Below are 17064 nucleotides of genomic sequence, written 5' to 3'. Positions count from 1 at the left end.
TGACAAGGTGAGTGCGGACATCACCGACGACAGCGCCCAGAACGCCCCCAAGACGGAGCAGCACGACCCGGCCGTCCCCGAGGCCTATGCCGCGTTCATGCGGACCGGCTGGGACGAGCGCGAGGACGACGTCGCCCGTCACCCCGTCGCCGATCTCGCGGCCGCCCGCCGCGCCCGCCTGGCCGAGGCGTTCCCCGGCGAGCGGCTGGTCCTGCCGGGCGGCGGATACCAGGTGCGCGCCTACGACACCGACTACCGCTTCCGCGCCGACACCGCGCACGCCTACTACTCCGGCAACCACACCTCCGACGCCGTCCTGGTCGTCGAGCCGGACGGCTCCTCGGTGCTCTACGCCCGCCCGCGCTCGGGCCGCGACACCGACGAGTTCTTCCGCGACCGCCAGTACGGCGCCCTGTGGGCGGGCAAGCGCCCGTCGGCCGGCGAGCTGGAGGCTGCGCTCGGCCTGACGGTCAAGCACGTCGACGAGCTCGCGGCCGACCTGGCGCGCGGCGCGAAGACCCGCGTGCACCGCGGGGTGTCCGCCACCGTCGACGGCCTCGTCGCCGGCGACGAGGGCCGCGACGGCGAGCTGGCCCGGGTCGCCTCGGAGATGCGCCTGGTCAAGGACGCGTGGGAGATCGCGGAGCTGCAGGCCGCGGTCGACGCGACGACGCTGGGCTTCGAGGACTGCGTGCGCGAGTGGGACCGGGTGATCGAGCACGGCGAGCGCTGGCTGGAGGGCACCTTCTTCCGCCGCGCGCGGACCATGGGCAACGACCTCGGCTACGACTCGATCGTCGCCAACGGCTCCCACGCCACGACCCTGCACTGGATCGAGAACTCCGGCGCCGTCGTACCCGGTGACCTGATCCTGCTCGACATGGGCGTCGAGGGCGCGAACCTCTACACCGCCGACGTCACCCGCACCCTGCCGGTCAGCGGCACCTTCTCGCCGCTGCAGCGCGACCTCTACACCCTGGTGCTGCGGGCCCAGGACGCCGCCCTGGCTGCGCTGCGGCCGGGAGCCAGGTTCCTGGCCGGTCACGACGCGGCGATGGAGGTGCTCGCGCACGGTCTCGACGACCTCGGCCTGCTGCCGGTGTCGGTCGACGAGGCCCTCTCCCCCGACTCCCGCGTCTACGCCCGCTGGACCCTGCACGGCGTCAGCCACATGCTCGGCATGGACGTGCACGACTGCGGCCAGGCGGCGCCCGAGGCCTACCGGGAGGCCGACCTGGTGGAGGGCATGGTGCTGACCGTCGAGCCGGGACTGTACTTCCAGGCCGACGACCTGCTCGTCCCCGAGGAGCTGCGCGGCATCGGCATCCGGATCGAGGACGACGTGGTGGTCACCGCCGACGGCATCGAGAACCTCTCGGCGGGGCTGCCGCGCACCCCGGACGCGGTCGAGGAGTGGATGGCCGCGCTGCGCGGCTGAGGGTGCGATCGCGGCCGCGTCATGCCCGCCCGCTGCGCTACGTTGCTGCCCTGACAACTGGCCGTCCTCGGCGCGCTCGGACGGCTCGGACAGCTCGGACAGGAGAGAGCGATGGCGGACAAGACGATCGTGACCGGCGTGGACGGCAGCGACACCGCGATGGCCGCGGCCGAGAGGGCGGCGATGCTCGCCCAGGCGCTGGGTGCGCGGCTGCACGTGGTCTCGGCCTTCGGCAAGTTCGAGTCCGAGACCGTCCAGATCGGCAGCGACACGCTCATCCTCAGCTCCGAGCGGGACGCCGAGGAGGTCGCCGCCAAGGCGGCCACGACGCTGCGCCTGACCCACCCCGGCCTCGAGATCACCACCGCCGCCGCCGACGGCAAGCCCGGTGAGGCGCTGGTGACCGCGGCCGGCCAGGTCGGCGCGGAGCTGATCGTCGTGGGCAACAAGCGGGTGCAGGGCATCGCCGGGCGGGTGCTGGGCAGCATCGCCCGCGACGTCGCCGCGCACGCCTCCTGCGACGTGTACGTCGCGCACACGCACGAGCGCAAGTAGCCGCTCTCCCGCACCGCACGCGGCAGGAGCGCTCGCGACTTCCGAGTAACCCCGGGCGGGGTCGAGACTGGGTCCGTGCCCACCAGGACTGCCACTGCCTCGTCGTACTCCATCACGATGCGCCTCCACACCACCGTCGACCACGGCGTCGTGGGCGAGGTCGCGACCGCGATCGCCGGCGCGGGCGGGATGGTGACCGCGATCGACGTCGCGGACTCCAGCGCGCACCGGCTGACCGTCGACGTCACCTGCTCCGCCGCCGACGCCGAGCACGCGGCCGACCTCCAGGCCGCGGTCGCGGCGGTGGCCGGCGTCGAGGTGCACAAGGTCTCCGACCGCACCTTCCTCATCCACCTCGGCGGCAAGATCGAGGTGGCCTCCAAGGTGCCGCTCAAGACCCGAGACGACCTGTCGCTGGCCTACACCCCCGGCGTGGGGCGGGTGTCGATGGCGATCGCGGAGAACCCCGACGACGTGCGCCGTCTCACCGTCAAGGGCAACGCCGTTGCCGTCGTCACCGACGGCTCCGCCGTGCTGGGCCTGGGCAACATCGGCCCGGGCGCCGCGCTGCCGGTGATGGAGGGCAAGGCCGCGCTCTTCAAGCGGTTCGGCGAGATCGACGCCTGGCCGATCTGCCTCGACACCCAGGACACCGACGAGATCGTGCGCGCGGTCGAGCTGATCGCGCCCGGCTTCGGCGGCATCAACCTCGAGGACATCGCCGCACCGCGCTGCTTCGAGATCGAGGCCCGGCTGCGTGAGCGCCTCGACATCCCCGTCTTCCACGACGACCAGCACGGGACGGCGATCGTCGTCCTCGCCGCGCTCACCAACGCGCTGCGCGTGGTGAAGAAGGAGCTCGGTACGGCGCGCGTCGTCGTCTCCGGCGGCGGTGCCGCCGGCACCGCGATCGTGAAGCTGCTCCTCGCCGCCGGGGTCCGAGACGTCGTGGTCGTCGACCGCGCCGGCGCGCTCGTCGCCGACGCCCCCGGGCTCTCGGCCGCCCATCAGGAGCTGGCCGCGCTCACCAACCGCGAGCGGCGCACCGGCGGGCTGCAGGAGGTGCTCGAGGGCGCCGACGTGTTCATCGGCGTCAGCGCCCCCGGCATCCTCAAGCCCGAGTGGATCCCGACGATGGCCGCCGACCCGGTCGTCTTCGCGCTCGCGAACCCCGACCCCGAGGTCGACCCCGCCGCGGCCGCGCGCTTCGCCGCGGTCGTGGCGTCGGGCCGCTCGGACTTCCCCAACCAGATCAACAACGTGCTCGCCTTCCCCGGTGTGTTCCGGGGCCTCCTCGACGCCCGGGCCTCCGAGGTGACGATGGAGATGATGCTGCGCGCCGCCGAGGCCATCGCGCTCGTCGTACGCGACGACGAGCTCAACGCGAGCTTCATCATGCCGTCGGTATTCCACCCCGAGGTGCACCACGCGGTCGCCGCCGCGATCGCCGGCCACTGACGTCCGCCGACGCCGAGCCGACTGCGTCCGTGCCCCAGCACCGTCGCATCCGGCTCCGACACACCACAGGCCCCACCGGCCACGTCACGGGCCCCGGGGTCGAGCGATACCCTCGAGCCAGGCCCCCGTGGCGCAATGGATAGCGCAGCGGATTTCTACTCCGATGGTTGCGGGTTCGACTCCTGCCGGGGGCGCCCATCGTCCAACCGGCTCGCCGCCCAGGCGGTGGAGCCGTCGTCGGACCGGTACTCGACGAGGGTGAGGGGGACGGCGCCGGCGCCGGCCCCCACCCCCGTCCGGTACGACGCCAGCACGGTCCCCCGCGCGGCCGCCTCCCCCGCGGAGGCGCTGAGATAGGCCGCCTCGAACAGCGCCCACAGCTGCGCCGCGGTGACCTCGCCCCCGGTGGCGTCGGCATGCTCCTGGACCCGGCGGCTGAAGTCGATCTGCAGCCGGCGGGGCAGCTCGACGCCGTACTCGCTCTCCAGCAGGTGGGCGATGCCACCCTTGCCGGACTGGGAGTTGACCCGGATCACCTCGTCGTAGCTGCGACCGAGGTCGGCGGGGTCCACGGGCAGGTAGGGCACCCGCCACTCGATCTCGTCCTCGGGCTTGCCCAGCTCGGCGGCGCGGGCGCGGTGCTCGGCGAGGCCCTTGCGGATCGCGTCCTGGTGGGTGCCGCTGAAGGCGGTGTGGACCAGGTCGCCGACGTAGGGATGGCGCGGGTGGATCTCGACGCGGTTGCAGTGCTCGACGGTGCGGCGGATCTCGTCGATGTCGGAGAAGTCGATCATCGGGTCGATGCCCTGGGCGTGCAGGTTGAGCGCGAGGGTGGCGATGTCGACGTTGCCGGTGCGCTCGCCGTTGCCGAAGACACAGCCCTCGACCCGCTGGGCGCCGGCCAGGACGGCGAGCTCGGCGCAGGCGATGCCGGTGCCGCGGTCGTTGTGGGGGTGCACGGAGAGGATCACGGAGTCGCGGCGGGCGAGCGAGGTGTGCATGTACTCGATCTGGTCGGCGTACACGTTCGGCGTGGCGACCTCGACGGTGGCGGGCAGGTTGAGGATCACCGGTCGCTCGGGCGTCGCGTCCCACAGGGTCGTCACCGCGTCGCAGATCTCGAGGACGTAGTCCGGCTCGGTGAGGTTGAAGACCTCGGGCGAGAACTCGAAGCGCACGTCGGGCAGGCCGTCCGCCAGCTCGAGGACGTCGCGGGCTCCCGCCAGCACGAGCTCCTTCAGCGACGCCCGCGAGTGACCGAGCACGACGTCGCGCCAGGTCGGTGCGGTCGCCGTGTAGAGGTGGATCACGACCGGATTGCGCATCCCGCGCACGGACTCCACCGTGCGGGCGATCAGGTCGCGGCGCGCCGGCGTGAAGACGACGACCGTGACGTCCGCCGGTGCGAGGTCGGTGGTGGCGAGCAGGCGGACGAAGTCGAAGTCGGTCTGCGAGGCGGACGGGTAGCCGACCTCGATCTCCTTGTAGCCCATCGCGACGAGCAGCTCGAAGAACCGTCGCTTGCGCGCGGGGTCCATCGGCTCGGCGAGTGCCTGGTTGCCGTCGCGCAGGTCGACGGGCACCCACAGCGGGGCGGAGGTGAGCCGGCGCGTGGGCCAGGTGCGCTCGGCCAGCGGGACGGCGACGCGGTCGTAGACGTCGCGATAGCGGTGCGAGGGCATCCCCGAGGGACGCTGGCGGTTCCAGGTGAGGGTCATGCGGGTGGTTCCTTGCCGGTCGTGGAGGTGGCCGGCGCACGCATCACTCCACGACGGGGAGCCAGCCGCACCAGGCCCCGCCGCGGCGGGGAAGGAGGAGGCCGGTGATCCGCATGGCCTAGACTCTAGCCACTCCTCAGACAAGTAGACAAGCGCAGAGAAGCGCAGCCGCGCACGCGCAGACACGTAGGGAACCGCCTGACATGAGCTCGACCGTCCTCGACCTGCACGACGTCGTCTTCCGCCGCGGGGGCAGCGAGATCCTCCACGGCGTCGACCTGACCGTGCGGGCGGGCGAGCACTGGGCACTGCTCGGCCCGAACGGCGCCGGCAAGAGCACGCTGCTCGGCTTCTGCAGCGCGCAGGTCCACCCCACCTCCGGGACGGTCGACGTGCTCGGCAAGCGGCTGGGCCGGGTCGAGCTGCAGGAGCTGCGCCGTCACATCGGCCACGTCAACCCCCGCCACCCCCTCCAGTCCGGACTGAGCGTCCACCAGGTGGTGCTCACCGGGATCACCGGCACCATCGAGCTGCCGATGCGCTGGTCCGCCACCGAGGAGCAGATGCGGACCGCCGACGAGCTGATCGCCGAGGTCGGCCTCTCCCATCGGCGCGACGCCCGCTGGCCCCACCTCTCCCAGGGCGAGCGCGGCCGGACCCTGATCGCGCGGGCCCTCATCGCCCAGCCCGAGCTGCTGCTCCTCGACGAGCCGACGACCGGTCTCGACGTCGCGGCCCGCGAGCAGCTGCTCGCGGTGCTCGACCGGCTGGCCCACACGGCGCCGGAGGTCGCCTCGGTGCTGGTCACCCACCACCTCGAGGAGCTGCCGACGACCACGTCCCACGCGCTGCTGCTCGCGCACGGTCGGGTTGTCGTCGCCGGCCCGGTCGACGAGGCGGTCACGACCGAGACCATCACCCGCACCTTCGAGCACCCGATCGAGGTCGACCACGACGCCGGCCGCTGGCGCGCCCGCGCGCTGCCCCCGGCCCGGCTGCACAGCGCCTGACCGGGGTACCACGGGGGCATGGCACACTCCGTGGTCACCACCGCAGCCGACCTCGCCGGACGCGCTCTGGCGTCGATCACCCGAGGCGTCGCCGCCGTGCGGCACGCCGACAAGCCCCTCCACCCGGACGGCGACATGTACGCCGGCCAGCTGATCCGTCCCGGATCGCAGCAGCGGACCGGGGTGCCGTGGATCGACCAGGGCGGCGAGGACGACGTGATCGTCCGACTCTCCCGGGCGGTGGGGCTGCCCGGCCCCGTCCCCGACGTGCACGGCCTGGCCCTGCGCCTGCGCAAGGGCCAGACCAGGTACGGCGACCTGTTGCTCGCCAGCACCGGCTGGGACCCGCTGACCCGGCACCTGCTGATGCCGGCGTGGAACGCCCACTGGCCGCTGACGACCCTGCTCCCCTATCGGAGTCCCATCGGGCCCCTGGTCATCGGCGCCCGGCCGATCGACGTCCGCGGCTACCAGCTGTGCTGGGCCGTCGTCGGCCGGCAGTGGCACGCGCTCGGCGATCTGACGCTGACGATGCCGCTGCCCGAGGAGACCGAGGTCTCGTTCGACCCGGTGGTCAACCCCCTGCCGGGCCTCGAGCAGTACCCCTGGGTCGAGCACCTGCGCGAGCAGTCCTACGCCGTCGCGCGCCGAATGCGGCGCGCCTCCCACGCCTGACCCGCCGCGCGCCGTACAAAGAGGGCAGCTCCGCGGGAGGTATGAGCCCCGCGGGGCTGACGTCCTTCTCGGGCGCGCGCTACGGCGCGTACGCCGCGATCTCGGCGCGCAGGCGGGCCTTGACCTCGTCGGGCGCGAACGACGCGTCCACCGCGGCGCGGGCCAGCGCGGCCAGCCCCGCCTCGTCGAGCCCCAGCAGCTCCGCCGCGATCTCGTACTCGCGGTTGAGCGTGGTGCCGAACATCGGTGGGTCGTCGGAGTTGATCGTCACCACGACCCCGGCGTCGACGAAGAGCGGCAGCGGGTGCTCGGCGAGCGACGCGACGGCACGGGTGGCGACATTGGACGACGGGCAGACCTCGAGCGGGATCCGGTGCTCGGCGAGGTGGGCGAGCAGGGCCGGGTCCTGCGCCGCCGACGTGCCGTGCCCGATCCGCTCGGCCCCCAGGTCGCGCAGCGAGGTCCAGATCGTCTCGGGCCCGGTCGTCTCGCCGGCGTGCGGCACGGAGCGCAGTCCGGCGGCGCGGGCCGCGGCGAAGTGCGGGACGAACCACTCGCGCGGAACCCCGATCTCCGGGCCGCCCAGGCCGAACGCCACCAGGCCCTCCGGCCCGTGGTCGAGTGCGAAGCCCAGGGTCGCGTCGGCCGCCGGGACCCCCGACTCCCCCGGGACGTCGTAGATCCAGCGCAGGACCAGCCCGAAGTCGCGCTCGGCCGCCACCCGCGCGTCCTCGATCGCCTCCGTGTAGGCCTCGATCGGCATGCCGCGATCGGGGTCGCCGGGCAGCACCGAGGTGTACGGCGTGCAGGTGAGCTCGGCGTACCGGACGGACTGCCCCTCGTGGAGCTCACGGGCGATCTCGTAGGTGAGGTACCTGACGTCCTCCGGCGTGCGGACCAGGTCGACGACGGCGAGGTAGACCTCGATGAAGTGAGCGAAGTCCCGGAAGGCGAAGAAGTCCCGCAGCAGCTCCGGGTCGGACGGGACCGTGCCCGGGTGGCGCTCGGCCAGCTCCGACACGATCCGCGGCGACGCGGAGCCGACGTGGTGGACGTGGAGTTCGGCCTTTGGCAGACCCGCGACGAAGTTGCTCAGCACGGGGAGATCCTGCCAGCCGGCCGAGCCCGGGTCACTCGAGTTCGGCGACCAGGTTGTCGGCGAGGTCCTGGATGGTGCGCCCGTCCTGGAACACCTCGCCGTCGAGGAGCACCGTCGGCGTGCCGCTGATCCCGGCCTTGTCGGCCTCCGCGGTCGCCGCGGTCACCCAGTCCTTGTGGGAGACGCTCTCGATCCCGTCGCGGACGTCGGCCTCGGCCGCTCCGGCCTCGACGGCGAGGTCGACGAGGTCGTCGTCGCTGACGGAGTCGGGGTCCTCCTCCGAGGGCTGGTTCTCGTAGAGCAGGTCGTGGAACTTCTTCGCCACCTCGGGCCCGGACTTCTCCAGCACCAGCGCGAAGGCACTCGCCGCGCGGATCGGGTAGTCGCCGAAGCTCTGGCTGAGCAGGTCGAACGGGCGGTACTCGACGAACACCTTGCCGTCGGCCGCGAGCTCCTCGAGGTCGGCGCGGGTCGCGGACTCCAGCTGCCCGCAGTAGGGGCACAGGAAGTCCTCGTAGACGATGACCGAGTGCGGGGCGTCCGGGTCGCCGATGGTCACGCCGTAGTCGCTGGACCCGGCACCGACGGCCTTGACCTCCTCCTTGTTGAGGACGCTGACGAGGATCGAACCGCCCACGATGAGCACCATGACCGCGAGCACGGCCACGATGGTGAGGATCCGGCGCCGGCTCTCGCGCTGGGCCTGCGCGGCCCGCTCCGCGGCGGCCTTCTCCGCTCGGGCCTTGGCCTTCGAGTTCGACGACATCAGTGCACGGCTCCTTCGGTGACGGCGGCCCGCTCGTCGGGCCCCGGGTTGAACAGTAGGGAATCGAGGGACAGTCGGGTCCGTCGTACGAACGCGACGAGGAGGGAGGCGGCGAGCAGCGCGACGTCGCGGGCGATCTCCCACGGGTACGCCGACGAGGCGCCGGCCTTGGCGCCACCGCCGCCGAAGCAGCCGCAGTCGATCTCGATGCCGCGCGCCCACACCGACGCGATGCCGACGATGAACGCCGCGAACAGCAGCGCCGAGATCACGGCCGCTCCGCGCGCGAAGACGCCCAGCACCAACGCCAGCCCGACGACCAGCTCGACCGCGGGCAGCGCGAGGCCCACGATCTCGGCCAACGACGACGGCAGCAGCTGGTAGGCGCGCACGGCGGCGATGCTCGCGTCCGGCTCGGTGATCTTCAGCCCACCGGCGACGATCCACACCCCACCGGCCACCAGCCGGGCGGCCAGACCCACCCAGGCCAGTGTCCCTCTCATGCCGGCGAGGCTAACCGGCCCCGCTGAGCGGCACCTGAGAACCGGGCGTCGTGACGGCGTACGGCGTAAGGTGCAGGCTCGTGAACGAACGACTGGTCTGGATCGACTGTGAGATGACCGGCCTCGACCTCGGGGCGGACGCTCTCATCGAGGTCGCGGCGCTGGTGACCGACTTCGACCTCAACGTCCTCGGCGACGGCGTCGACGTCATCATCAAGCCGCCGGCCGAGGCGCTGGACCAGATGATCGAGTTCGTCCGCTCCATGCACGAGACCTCGGGCCTGCTCGCCGAGCTCGAGAACGGGGTGACGCTGCAGGAGGCCGAGGAGCAGGTGATGGACTACCTGCGCCAGCACTGCCCGCCCGACAGCCGGCCTCCCCTCGCGGGCAACTCGGTCGCGACCGACCGGGGGTTCGTGGCCCGCGACATGTCCGTGCTCGACGCCTTCCTGCACTACCGGATCGTCGACGTCTCCTCGATCAAGGAGCTGGCGAAGCGCTGGTTCCCGCGCGCCTACTTCAACGCGCCGACCAAGCGCGGCAACCACCGCGCCCTCGCCGACATCCAGGAGAGCATCGAGGAGCTGCGCTACTACCGCGACACCGTCTTCGTCCCCCTCCCCGGCCCGGACTCCGACGCCGCGAAGGACGCCGCGGCACGCCACGGCGGCTCGATCACCGGCCTCCGCGCCCCCTGAGCTGATACCGATTCCTCGTTCGGGGCCGCTTGCCTCTACACTCGTCCCCGGCTCTTTCGAGAGCCGTGGTGGGTATAGCTCAGCTGGTAGAGCGCCGCGTTGTGGTCGCGGATGTCGCGGGTTCGAGTCCCGTTACTCACCCGGATGTGGCGAGGTCCGTCCCGGACCGGAGGACAGCTCCGGTCGGGGCCCGGACCTCGCCACTGGTGCTTCCGCCCCGCTCCGCCCTGCGCTCCCCTGTTCCGCGCCTGCTCCCGCCGGATCGGTCCCGCTGCGATCGACGGCCCGGCCGGCGGAGATCGCCGATGAGAAACGACCGGCGCGGGAGTCTGCCTACTCCGGCGAGAGCGCGTCGCCCGCACCGCCCGCATCGTCGTCCGCACCGAGGAGAGCAGATGAGAACCCTTCGCTACGCGATCAACGTCACTCTCGACGGCTGCTGCCATCACGAGGCGGGGATCCCGCCGGACGAGGAGTCGATGCGCTTCTGGACCGCCGAGATGGAGCGTGCCGACGGCCTGCTCTTCGGCCGGGTCACCTACGAGATGATGGAGGCGGCGTGGCGGCGGCCCGCCTCGGGCGGGTGGCCCGACTGGATGGACGCATGGGAGATCCCGTTCGCCGAGGCGATCGACCCGGCGAGGAAGCACGTCGTGTCGAGCACCCTGAGCACGGTCGACTGGAACGCCGAGCTCGTGCGAGGCGATCTCGGACCCGCGGTTCGGCGACTCAAGGAGGAGCCGGGCGAGAGCCTGTTCGTGGGCGGCGTGACGCTCCCCCTGGCCCTGGCGGACCTGGGCCTGATCGACGAGTACCTGTTCCTCGTGCAGCCGGTCGTCGCCGGTCACGGGCCGACGCTTCTCGCCGGCCTGCGCGAGCGCATCCGGCTCGAGCTCGTGGAGCGCCACGACTTCCGCTCGGGCGCGATCGCCCTGCGGTACGAGCCGGCAGGCGCAACAGCCTGATCCGGCGTCCCCGCCCCAGCGACATCGACGGGCGGGCTCGTCAGGCGATGTCGAACCGGCCGACGACGCCGCGCAGGTAGTCCCCGACCAGCCCCACCACCAGCTCGTTGCGCCGCGGCGGGGCGGCGAGGCGGTCCGTCCAGGAGCGGTAGACGTCGACGCAGGCGACCAGCGCCGCGGCGGCCTCGGTGGCGTCGTACCCGCTGACAGTGGACTCGAGGGCGTGCGCCAGGTCGGGCGCCAGGGTCTCGAGGCGACGTACGCCGCGCGGCGCGGTCCCGCTGAGCTCGGCGGCGAGCGGGCCGTACACCACCTCGCGCAGGAAGCCGAGGAAGCCGATCACCTCGAACAGCTCACCGCGCGCGAGCTTCGTCGCGCCGTAGTGGACCCAGGTCCAGAAGCGGTCCTCGACCCACTGCGCGTCGTACCCCGCCTCCGTGGCAGGGCGGCCCGCGAGGGCCCGGGCGAGGCTGCCGTCGCGCTCCCAGACGACGACCGGGTCGCCGCTCCGCTCGCCCAGGTCGGAGATCCGGACGAACTTGAAGTCGACATGGAGCAGCGGCGGCCCGACGAGCGCGATGATCAGCCGCGGCTCGCCCACGTGCTCGCCGGTGAAGCCGTCGACCAACGGCGTCCAGGAGCCGATCAGCCCGAGCCGGTCGGCCATGACCTCGTCGTACGCCGCGTCGCGCAGGACGACGACGAGGTCGACGTCGGAGTGCTCGTCCGCGGTCCCCTCGGCCAGCGACCCGGCCAGCGCCAGACCCAGGATCCTCTCGTCCCGCTGGAGGATCGGCGTCAGTCGGTCGAGGAACTCCCGGTGCGCGTGCACGTCGTCATCCTTTGCAGTTCGGCAGCTCGGCACAAAGTGGAGCACCGTAACAGGCGGAGCCTGCCGGTCGACAGCGGTATTTCTTCTGACTAAAGTCAGAGAATGCTCACGGACGTGCTGCGCCGCTTCAACCGGACCTACACCCAGCGGATCGGGGCGCTCGACGAGTCGTTCCTCGACACCGGCCGCCCGCTGGCGGTCTCGCGGCTGCTGTTCGAGGTGGGCAGCAGCCCGGGCACCAGCGTGCGTGCGCTGCGGGACCGGCTCGACCTGGACTCCGGCCATCTCTCCCGGATGCTGCGCCGCCTCGAGGCCGACGGCCTGGTCGCGACCGTGCCCGACGAGGCCGACCGGCGCCGCCGCGTAGTGCGCCTGACAACGGCCGGCGAGGCGGCGTACGACGACCTCGAGCGCCGCTCCGAGGAGCGGGCCGCCGACCTCGTGGCGCCGCTGACCCCGCGCCAGCAGGAGCGGCTCGCCGAGGCGCTGCGGATGGCGGACCTGCTGGTCCGGGCGGCGACGGTCCGGCTCGACGAGGTCCCGGCCGACCACCCGCTCGCCAGGGAGGCGACGCGGCGCTACGTGGCCGAGCTCGACGCCCGCTTCCCCGGCGGCTTCGACCCCGGCGGCCCGGACGCACCCGAGCCGGGGTCGACGTACGTCGTCGCCACCTCCGACGGCGAGCCGGTCGCCTACGGCGGGATCCGCCCGGTCCTCGACGACGAGACGGCCGAGATCAAGCGGATGTGGGTGCACGCCGACTGGCGCGGGGCGGGCCTCGGCGCACGGATGCTGCGCCACCTGGAGGCCCTCGCCGCCGCGCAGGGGCACCGACGGGTCGTGCTCGACACGAACGGCACCCTGCGCGAGGCGATCGCGATGTACGAGCGGTCGGGCTACGAGCGGGTCGAGCGCTACAACGACAACCCGTACGCCGAGGCCTTCTTCGCCAAGACGCTGTAGCTCAGCCGCCGATCGGCAGCCCGAAGCGCCCCTTCTGGAAGTCCTCGTAGGCGGCCATCACCTCGGCCTTGGTGTTCATGACGAACGGGCCGGCCCAGGCGATCGGCTCGCGGATCGGCCGGCCGCCGACGACGATGACGTCGAGCTTCGGCGAGCGGCTCTCCTGGCGGCCGTCGGCGGTGATGGTGAGGTAGTCGCCCGCGCCGAGGACGGCGGTCTGCCCGGTGTGCAGCGGGCTCGGGTCGGTGGCACCGACCGTGCCGGATCCGTTGAGGACGTAGACCAGGGCGTTGTAGTCGACCTGCCACGGGAGGTCGAGCCGGGCGCCGGGCTCGATGGTGGCGTGCACCAGCGTCATCGGGCTGTACGTCGAACCCGGGCCGACGTGCCCGTCGACGTCGCCGGCGATCACCCGGACCAGCGCCCCGGCGTCGTCACCGGCGAGCAGCGCGACCTCGCCGGAGCGGATGTCCTGGTAGCGCGGGTCGTTCATCTTGTCCGTCCTGGGCAGGTTCACCCACAGCTGGATGCCGTGGAACAGGCCGCCGGCCTGGACCAGCCACTCGGGCGGCGTCTCGATGTGCAGCAGCCCGCTGCCGGCGGTCATCCACTGGGTGTCGCCGTTGGTGATGGTGCCGCCGCCCCCGTGGCTGTCCTGGTGGTCGAAGACGCCGTCGATGATGTAGGTGACGGTCTCGAAGCCGCGGTGCGGGTGCCACGGCGTTCCCTTGGGCTCACCGGGCGCGTACTCCACCTCGCCCATCTGGTCCATCATGATGAACGGGTCCAGGTGCCTCATGTCGATGCCGGCGAACGCCCGCCGCACCGGGAAGCCCTCCCCCTCGTAGCCCTGCGGCGCGGTGGTCACCTGCCACACCGGACGGGGCTGGTCCCCGAGTCCCGGCGCCCGCAGGCGCGGCAGGACGGTCAGGTCGTCGACGGTCATGGCAGGCATCGCATCCACCTCCGGGTGGCTGGTCGGATTGGTTGCCATGTCAACCATAACTCACCGCGGCGCATTCCCCCACCCCTAGGCTCCCTCCATGACCCGGGGGAAGTACGACGCCGTCGTCGTCGGCGGCGGCCACAACGGCCTGACCGCGGCGGCCTACCTTGCCCGCGCCGGACTCTCGGTGCTGGTGCTCGAACGACTCGGTCGGGTCGGCGGCGCCGCCGTCTCCGCCCAGGCCTTCCCCGGCTTCCCGACCCGGCTCTCGCGCTACTCCTACCTGGTCTCGCTGCTGCCCGACCGGATCGTCGCCGACCTCGGGCTCGACCTGCGTCTCGTGAGCCGCCCGACGGCGTCGTACTCCCCCACGGTGCGCGCCGGGCGGCACACCGGACTGCTCGTCGAGCGCAGCGAGGGCGAGGCGACGCGGGCGTCGTTCCGGGAGGTGACCGGCGGCGACGACGAGTACGACGCCTGGCGCGCCTTCTACGACGGCGTCGCCGGCCTGGCCCGCGCGGTCGCCCCCACCCTGACCCAGCCACTGGCCACCGACGCGGCGATCCGGGCGCAGGTCGACCCGGAGATCTGGCGCGACGTCGTCGAGCAGCCGATCGGCCTCGCCATCGGCCGACGGTTCCGCGACGACCTGGTGCGCGGCGTGGTCGGCACGGACGCGCTGATCGGGACCTTCGCCTCGCTCCACGACCGCTCGCTGGTCCAGAACCGCTGCTTCCTCTATCACCTCATCGGCAACGGGACCGGCGAGTGGCGAGTCCCCGTCGGCGGGATGGGCGCCGTCACGGACGCCCTGGCCCGAGCCGCGACCGAGGCCGGCGCCGAGATCGTGACGGGCGCCGGGGTGAGCGCGATCCGGCCGGCGCAGGACGACGCGAGCAGCCCGGTCGAGGTCCGCTGGCACGACGGTGCCCGCGAGCATGTCGTCGAGGCGTCCCGCGTCCTGGCGAACGTCGCCCCCTGGGTGCTGCGGATCCTCCTCGGCGAGGGCGAGGACCCCGCCACCAAACCCCAGGGCGCGCAGCTCAAGATCAACCTCCTGCTCTCGCGGCTGCCCCGCCTGCGCTCCGGCATCGATCCGGAGGTCGCCTTCGCCGGCACGCTCCACCTCGCCGAGACCGCCTCGGACCTGGAGGTCGCCTGGGCGGCGGCCCAGCGCGGCGAGCTCCCCGACCCGTTGCCCGGCGAGGTCTACTGCCACTCCCTCACCGACCCGAGCATCCTCGGCGACGTGCCGCCCGGCACCCACACCCTGACCTACTTCGGCCTCCACACCCCGGCCCGGCTCTTCGAGGCCGACCCCGACCGGGCGCGCGAGGAGGCGGTGCGCCGCGCGATCGCGTCCCTCGACGCCGTGCTCGAGGACCGGATCGAGGACGTCGTGCTGCGGGCCCCCGACGGCACGCCCTGCATCGAGGCCCGCATCCCCCAGGACGTCGAGGCGGACCTCGCGATGCCGGGCGGTCACATCTTCCACGGCGACCTCGACTGGCCCTGGGCCCCCGCCCGGGCCCGGCTGGAGAGCCCTGCCGAGCGGTGGGGCGTCCAGACCGCCCACCCCGGCGTCCTCCTCTGCGGCTCGGGCGCCCGGCGGGGCGGAGCCGTGTCCGGTCTCGGCGGGCACAACGCCGCGCAGGCGGTGCTCGAGACCCGGTGAGGGAAGCGGGAGGCCTCGGCGATTTCACCCGGATCGGCGTACGCTGGTAATGTTCCATCTCGCGTTCGACGCAGGCGCCATTAGCTCAATTGGCAGAGCAGCTGACTCTTAATCAGCGGGTTCGGGGTTCGAGTCCCTGATGGCGTACCACCCACGAAGAGGCCCTCTCCCGATCGGGAGAGGGCCTCTTCGCATCGGTCGGCATCGTCGCCGGAGCACTCCCGACATCCCAGGCCGGCGCGCACCGCGGCCGCGGCTAGCATGCGGGACGTGGAGGCGACCCAGCACGCTCTGCTCCTGCCCGGCGTGGAGCTGCTCGAGCAGATCGGACACGGTGGCTTCGCGACGGTGTGGCGCGGCCGGCAGCTGGCGGTCGACCGCGACGTCGCGGTGAAGATCGACAACCGGGTGCTCGACGAGGAGAGCAACCGCCGGCGGTTCGTGCGCGAGGCGACCGCGGTGAGCCGGATCAGCGGTCATCCCCACGTGGTCTCCCTGATCGACGTCGGCGTGACCCGCGACAACCGGCCGTACCTCGTGATGGAGCTGTGCACCCACGGCAGCCTGTCGTCCTATCTGTCGCAGCACGGGCCGATGCGGGTGCCGGAGGCGATCGAGGTCGGGCTCGCCGTCACCAGCGCGCTGGCCGCCGCCCACGAGGCCGGGATCCTGCACCGCGACATCAAGCCCGGCAACATCCTCATCGACGCCTGGGGCACGCCCCGGCTCTCGGACTTCGGGCTGGCCGCGCTCCCCCAGCCCGGACAGGACCCGTCGGTGAGCCTCGAGGCGCTGACGCCCGCCTACGCCTCGCCCGAGGCGTTCTCCTTCTCGGCCCCCACGCCACAGTCGGACGTCTTCTCGATGGGCGCGACCCTGCACGCGATGATCTCCGGCGACTCGCCGCGGCGCTCGGGCGACGGGAGTCCGGTCCCCATCGAGCAGCTGCTCGCCAGCCTCCGGGCCGAGTTCCCCGACCCGGACGTGCCCGGCAGCGCGGCGCTGATGCGGGTGATCCGCGTCGCCACGGCGTACGACGCCGCCGACCGCTACCCGACCGCGCGTGAGCTGCACGACGCACTGCGCGAGATCCGGTCCGGCGACACCGGCGGCGGTGTGGTCGTCGGCGGCCCCGAGGCCAGCTTCACCCAGCTCCGGCCGCCGCCTCCCCCGGCCCGCTCCCCCACGCCGGCCCGCCGGCGGTGGCCCCTCGCGCTCGCCGCCGCCGTGACCGGGCTCGGCCTCGGCGGCCTGGGCGGCGTCGTACTCGCCCCGGACGATCGTGCCGACCCGTCCGACCCCGCCGCCCGGGCCGGCACGCCCGACGGCGCCGGAGGCGCCGCCGACGCCGGGGTCTCCCAGGACTCCGAGCCCGTGCCGGACCCGCTGGCCGGAGCCCCGGAGCTGGGCTCCTGCTACGGGGGCGTCCAGCAGCTCGGCCAGGCCCTGAGCGCCACGAAGGGCGAGTGCGCCGAGGACCACTGGTTCACCTTCGCGGTCGGCGAGCTCGCGGAGGGCACCACGGACGTCACCACCGAGGCCGTCGACGCGGATGCCGAGGCGCAGGGCACCTGCACCGCCGACACGCTGCGTGCCTACGACGCGGACAGTGGGGACGACCGTCCCCAGGGCACCTACGACGTGTTCGTGCTCCCCCCGAGCCCGACCGCCTTCCTGCAGGGGCAGCGCTGGTTCGCCTGCCTGGCCCGGCTGACCTCCTGACCCGGGCGCGGAGCAGGCCGGAAGCCGGCCTCGGGCGGTCC

The 17064-nt window shown here is 72.8% G+C and carries 15 protein-coding genes, 3 tRNA genes and 1 pseudogene; 13 read left to right on the top strand and 6 right to left on the bottom strand.

Going from position 1 to position 17064, the window contains the following annotated elements; all coding sequences use genetic code 11:
• Positions 1 to 7 precede the first annotated feature (7 nt).
• The 4 genes from ACPZVR_RS18665 to ACPZVR_RS18650 all read left to right on the top strand — a co-directional run bounded on the left by ACPZVR_RS18665 (position 8) and on the right by ACPZVR_RS18650 (position 3645).
• Positions 8 to 1438 carry an aminopeptidase P family protein gene (locus tag ACPZVR_RS18665; RefSeq protein ID WP_436701180.1) on the top strand — a complete coding sequence of 477 codons (1431 nt, stop codon included), beginning with the start codon at positions 8 to 10 and terminating at the stop codon, positions 1436 to 1438.
• 111 nt (positions 1439 to 1549) lie between these two features.
• Positions 1550 to 1993 (top strand): universal stress protein, encoded by a 444-nt coding sequence (locus tag ACPZVR_RS18660; protein ID WP_436701179.1) that lies wholly within the window; start codon positions 1550 to 1552, stop codon positions 1991 to 1993.
• Between the two features lie 117 nt (positions 1994 to 2110).
• A complete protein-coding gene (locus tag ACPZVR_RS18655) occupies positions 2111 to 3451 on the top strand; it encodes an NAD(P)-dependent malic enzyme (protein ID WP_436701268.1) in 1341 nt (446 codons plus the stop codon).
• Positions 3452 to 3572: 121 nt separating this feature from the next.
• Positions 3573 to 3645: transfer RNA gene (locus ACPZVR_RS18650), tRNA-Arg, on the top strand.
• Here ACPZVR_RS18650 and ACPZVR_RS18645 read toward each other — a convergent pair.
• Positions 3607 to 5133: a 2-isopropylmalate synthase gene (locus tag ACPZVR_RS18645; RefSeq protein WP_436701267.1), complete on the bottom strand. Its 1527-nt coding sequence runs from the start codon at positions 5131 to 5133 to the stop codon at positions 3607 to 3609. The genes ACPZVR_RS18650 and ACPZVR_RS18645 overlap by 39 nt on opposite strands.
• Before the next feature lie 239 nt (positions 5134 to 5372).
• Between ACPZVR_RS18645 and ACPZVR_RS18640 the strand changes: the two are divergent.
• Both ACPZVR_RS18640 and ACPZVR_RS18635 read left to right on the top strand, forming a co-directional pair.
• A pseudogene (locus tag ACPZVR_RS18640) lies at positions 5373 to 5897 on the top strand (ABC transporter ATP-binding protein); the annotation flags it as partial.
• A 300-nt stretch (positions 5898 to 6197) separates the two neighbouring features.
• The gene (locus ACPZVR_RS18635; RefSeq protein ID WP_436701178.1) at positions 6198 to 6854 is read left to right on the top strand and encodes a hypothetical protein; all 657 of its coding nucleotides are present in this window, start codon (positions 6198 to 6200) and stop codon (positions 6852 to 6854) included.
• Positions 6855 to 6933: 79 nt separating this feature from the next.
• Here the strand turns inward: ACPZVR_RS18635 and ACPZVR_RS18630 are convergent, their stop codons facing one another.
• From ACPZVR_RS18630 to ACPZVR_RS18620, 3 genes are read right to left on the bottom strand one after another with little or no spacing between them, the layout of a single operon-like run.
• A complete protein-coding gene (locus tag ACPZVR_RS18630; RefSeq protein ID WP_436701177.1) occupies positions 6934 to 7953 on the bottom strand; it encodes an adenosine deaminase in 1020 nt (339 codons plus the stop codon).
• A gap of 31 nt (positions 7954 to 7984) precedes the next feature.
• Positions 7985 to 8719 carry a DsbA family protein gene (locus tag ACPZVR_RS18625; protein WP_436701176.1) on the bottom strand — a complete coding sequence of 245 codons (735 nt, stop codon included), beginning with the start codon at positions 8717 to 8719 and terminating at the stop codon, positions 7985 to 7987.
• The gene (locus ACPZVR_RS18620) at positions 8719 to 9222 is read right to left on the bottom strand and encodes a MauE/DoxX family redox-associated membrane protein (protein WP_436701175.1); all 504 of its coding nucleotides are present in this window, start codon (positions 9220 to 9222) and stop codon (positions 8719 to 8721) included. The genes ACPZVR_RS18625 and ACPZVR_RS18620 overlap by 1 nt, the downstream gene beginning before the upstream one ends.
• 80 nt (positions 9223 to 9302) lie before the next feature.
• Between ACPZVR_RS18620 and orn the strand changes: the two genes are divergently transcribed.
• The 3 genes from orn (at position 9303) to ACPZVR_RS18605 (ending at position 10885) form a co-directional block, all read left to right on the top strand.
• Positions 9303 to 9920: an oligoribonuclease gene (gene orn, locus ACPZVR_RS18615; RefSeq protein ID WP_436701174.1), complete on the top strand. Its 618-nt coding sequence runs from the start codon at positions 9303 to 9305 to the stop codon at positions 9918 to 9920.
• A 68-nt stretch (positions 9921 to 9988) separates the two neighbouring features.
• A tRNA-His gene (locus ACPZVR_RS18610) sits at positions 9989 to 10061 on the top strand.
• A gap of 254 nt (positions 10062 to 10315) precedes the next feature.
• A complete protein-coding gene (locus tag ACPZVR_RS18605; protein ID WP_436701173.1) occupies positions 10316 to 10885 on the top strand; it encodes a dihydrofolate reductase family protein in 570 nt (189 codons plus the stop codon).
• 40 nt (positions 10886 to 10925) lie between these two features.
• On the opposite strand, the gene ACPZVR_RS18600 is transcribed toward ACPZVR_RS18605, so the two are convergent.
• Positions 10926 to 11717 carry a nucleotidyltransferase domain-containing protein gene (locus tag ACPZVR_RS18600; protein ID WP_436701172.1) on the bottom strand — a complete coding sequence of 264 codons (792 nt, stop codon included), beginning with the start codon at positions 11715 to 11717 and terminating at the stop codon, positions 10926 to 10928.
• Positions 11718 to 11819: 102 nt separating this feature from the next.
• Here ACPZVR_RS18600 and ACPZVR_RS18595 point away from each other — a divergent pair, with 102 nt between their 5' ends.
• Positions 11820 to 12680, top strand: a complete 861-nt coding sequence (locus tag ACPZVR_RS18595; protein ID WP_436701171.1) for a bifunctional helix-turn-helix transcriptional regulator/GNAT family N-acetyltransferase — start codon at positions 11820 to 11822, stop codon at positions 12678 to 12680.
• Position 12681: 1 nt separating this feature from the next.
• Here ACPZVR_RS18595 and ACPZVR_RS18590 read toward each other — a convergent pair whose 3' ends face one another.
• Positions 12682 to 13635 (bottom strand): pirin family protein, encoded by a 954-nt coding sequence (locus tag ACPZVR_RS18590; RefSeq protein ID WP_436701170.1) that lies wholly within the window; start codon positions 13633 to 13635, stop codon positions 12682 to 12684.
• Positions 13636 to 13723: 88 nt separating this feature from the next.
• On the opposite strand from ACPZVR_RS18590, the gene ACPZVR_RS18585 reads away from it, so the two are divergent.
• The 3 genes from ACPZVR_RS18585 to ACPZVR_RS18575 all read left to right on the top strand — a co-directional run bounded on the left by ACPZVR_RS18585 (position 13724) and on the right by ACPZVR_RS18575 (position 17023).
• Positions 13724 to 15301, top strand: coding sequence for a phytoene desaturase family protein (locus ACPZVR_RS18585; protein ID WP_436701169.1), 1578 nt, complete (start codon positions 13724 to 13726; stop codon positions 15299 to 15301).
• A 74-nt stretch (positions 15302 to 15375) separates the two neighbouring features.
• Positions 15376 to 15451: transfer RNA gene (locus tag ACPZVR_RS18580), tRNA-Lys, on the top strand.
• Between the two features lie 120 nt (positions 15452 to 15571).
• Positions 15572 to 17023, top strand: a complete 1452-nt coding sequence (locus tag ACPZVR_RS18575; RefSeq protein WP_436701168.1) for a serine/threonine-protein kinase — start codon at positions 15572 to 15574, stop codon at positions 17021 to 17023.
• Positions 17024 to 17064 lie beyond the last annotated feature (41 nt).

Source organism: Nocardioides segetis (genome assembly GCF_051390595.1).
Taxonomy (GTDB): Bacteria; Actinomycetota; Actinomycetes; order Propionibacteriales; family Nocardioidaceae; genus Nocardioides.
This window is presented reverse-complemented; position numbering and strand designations above follow the sequence as displayed.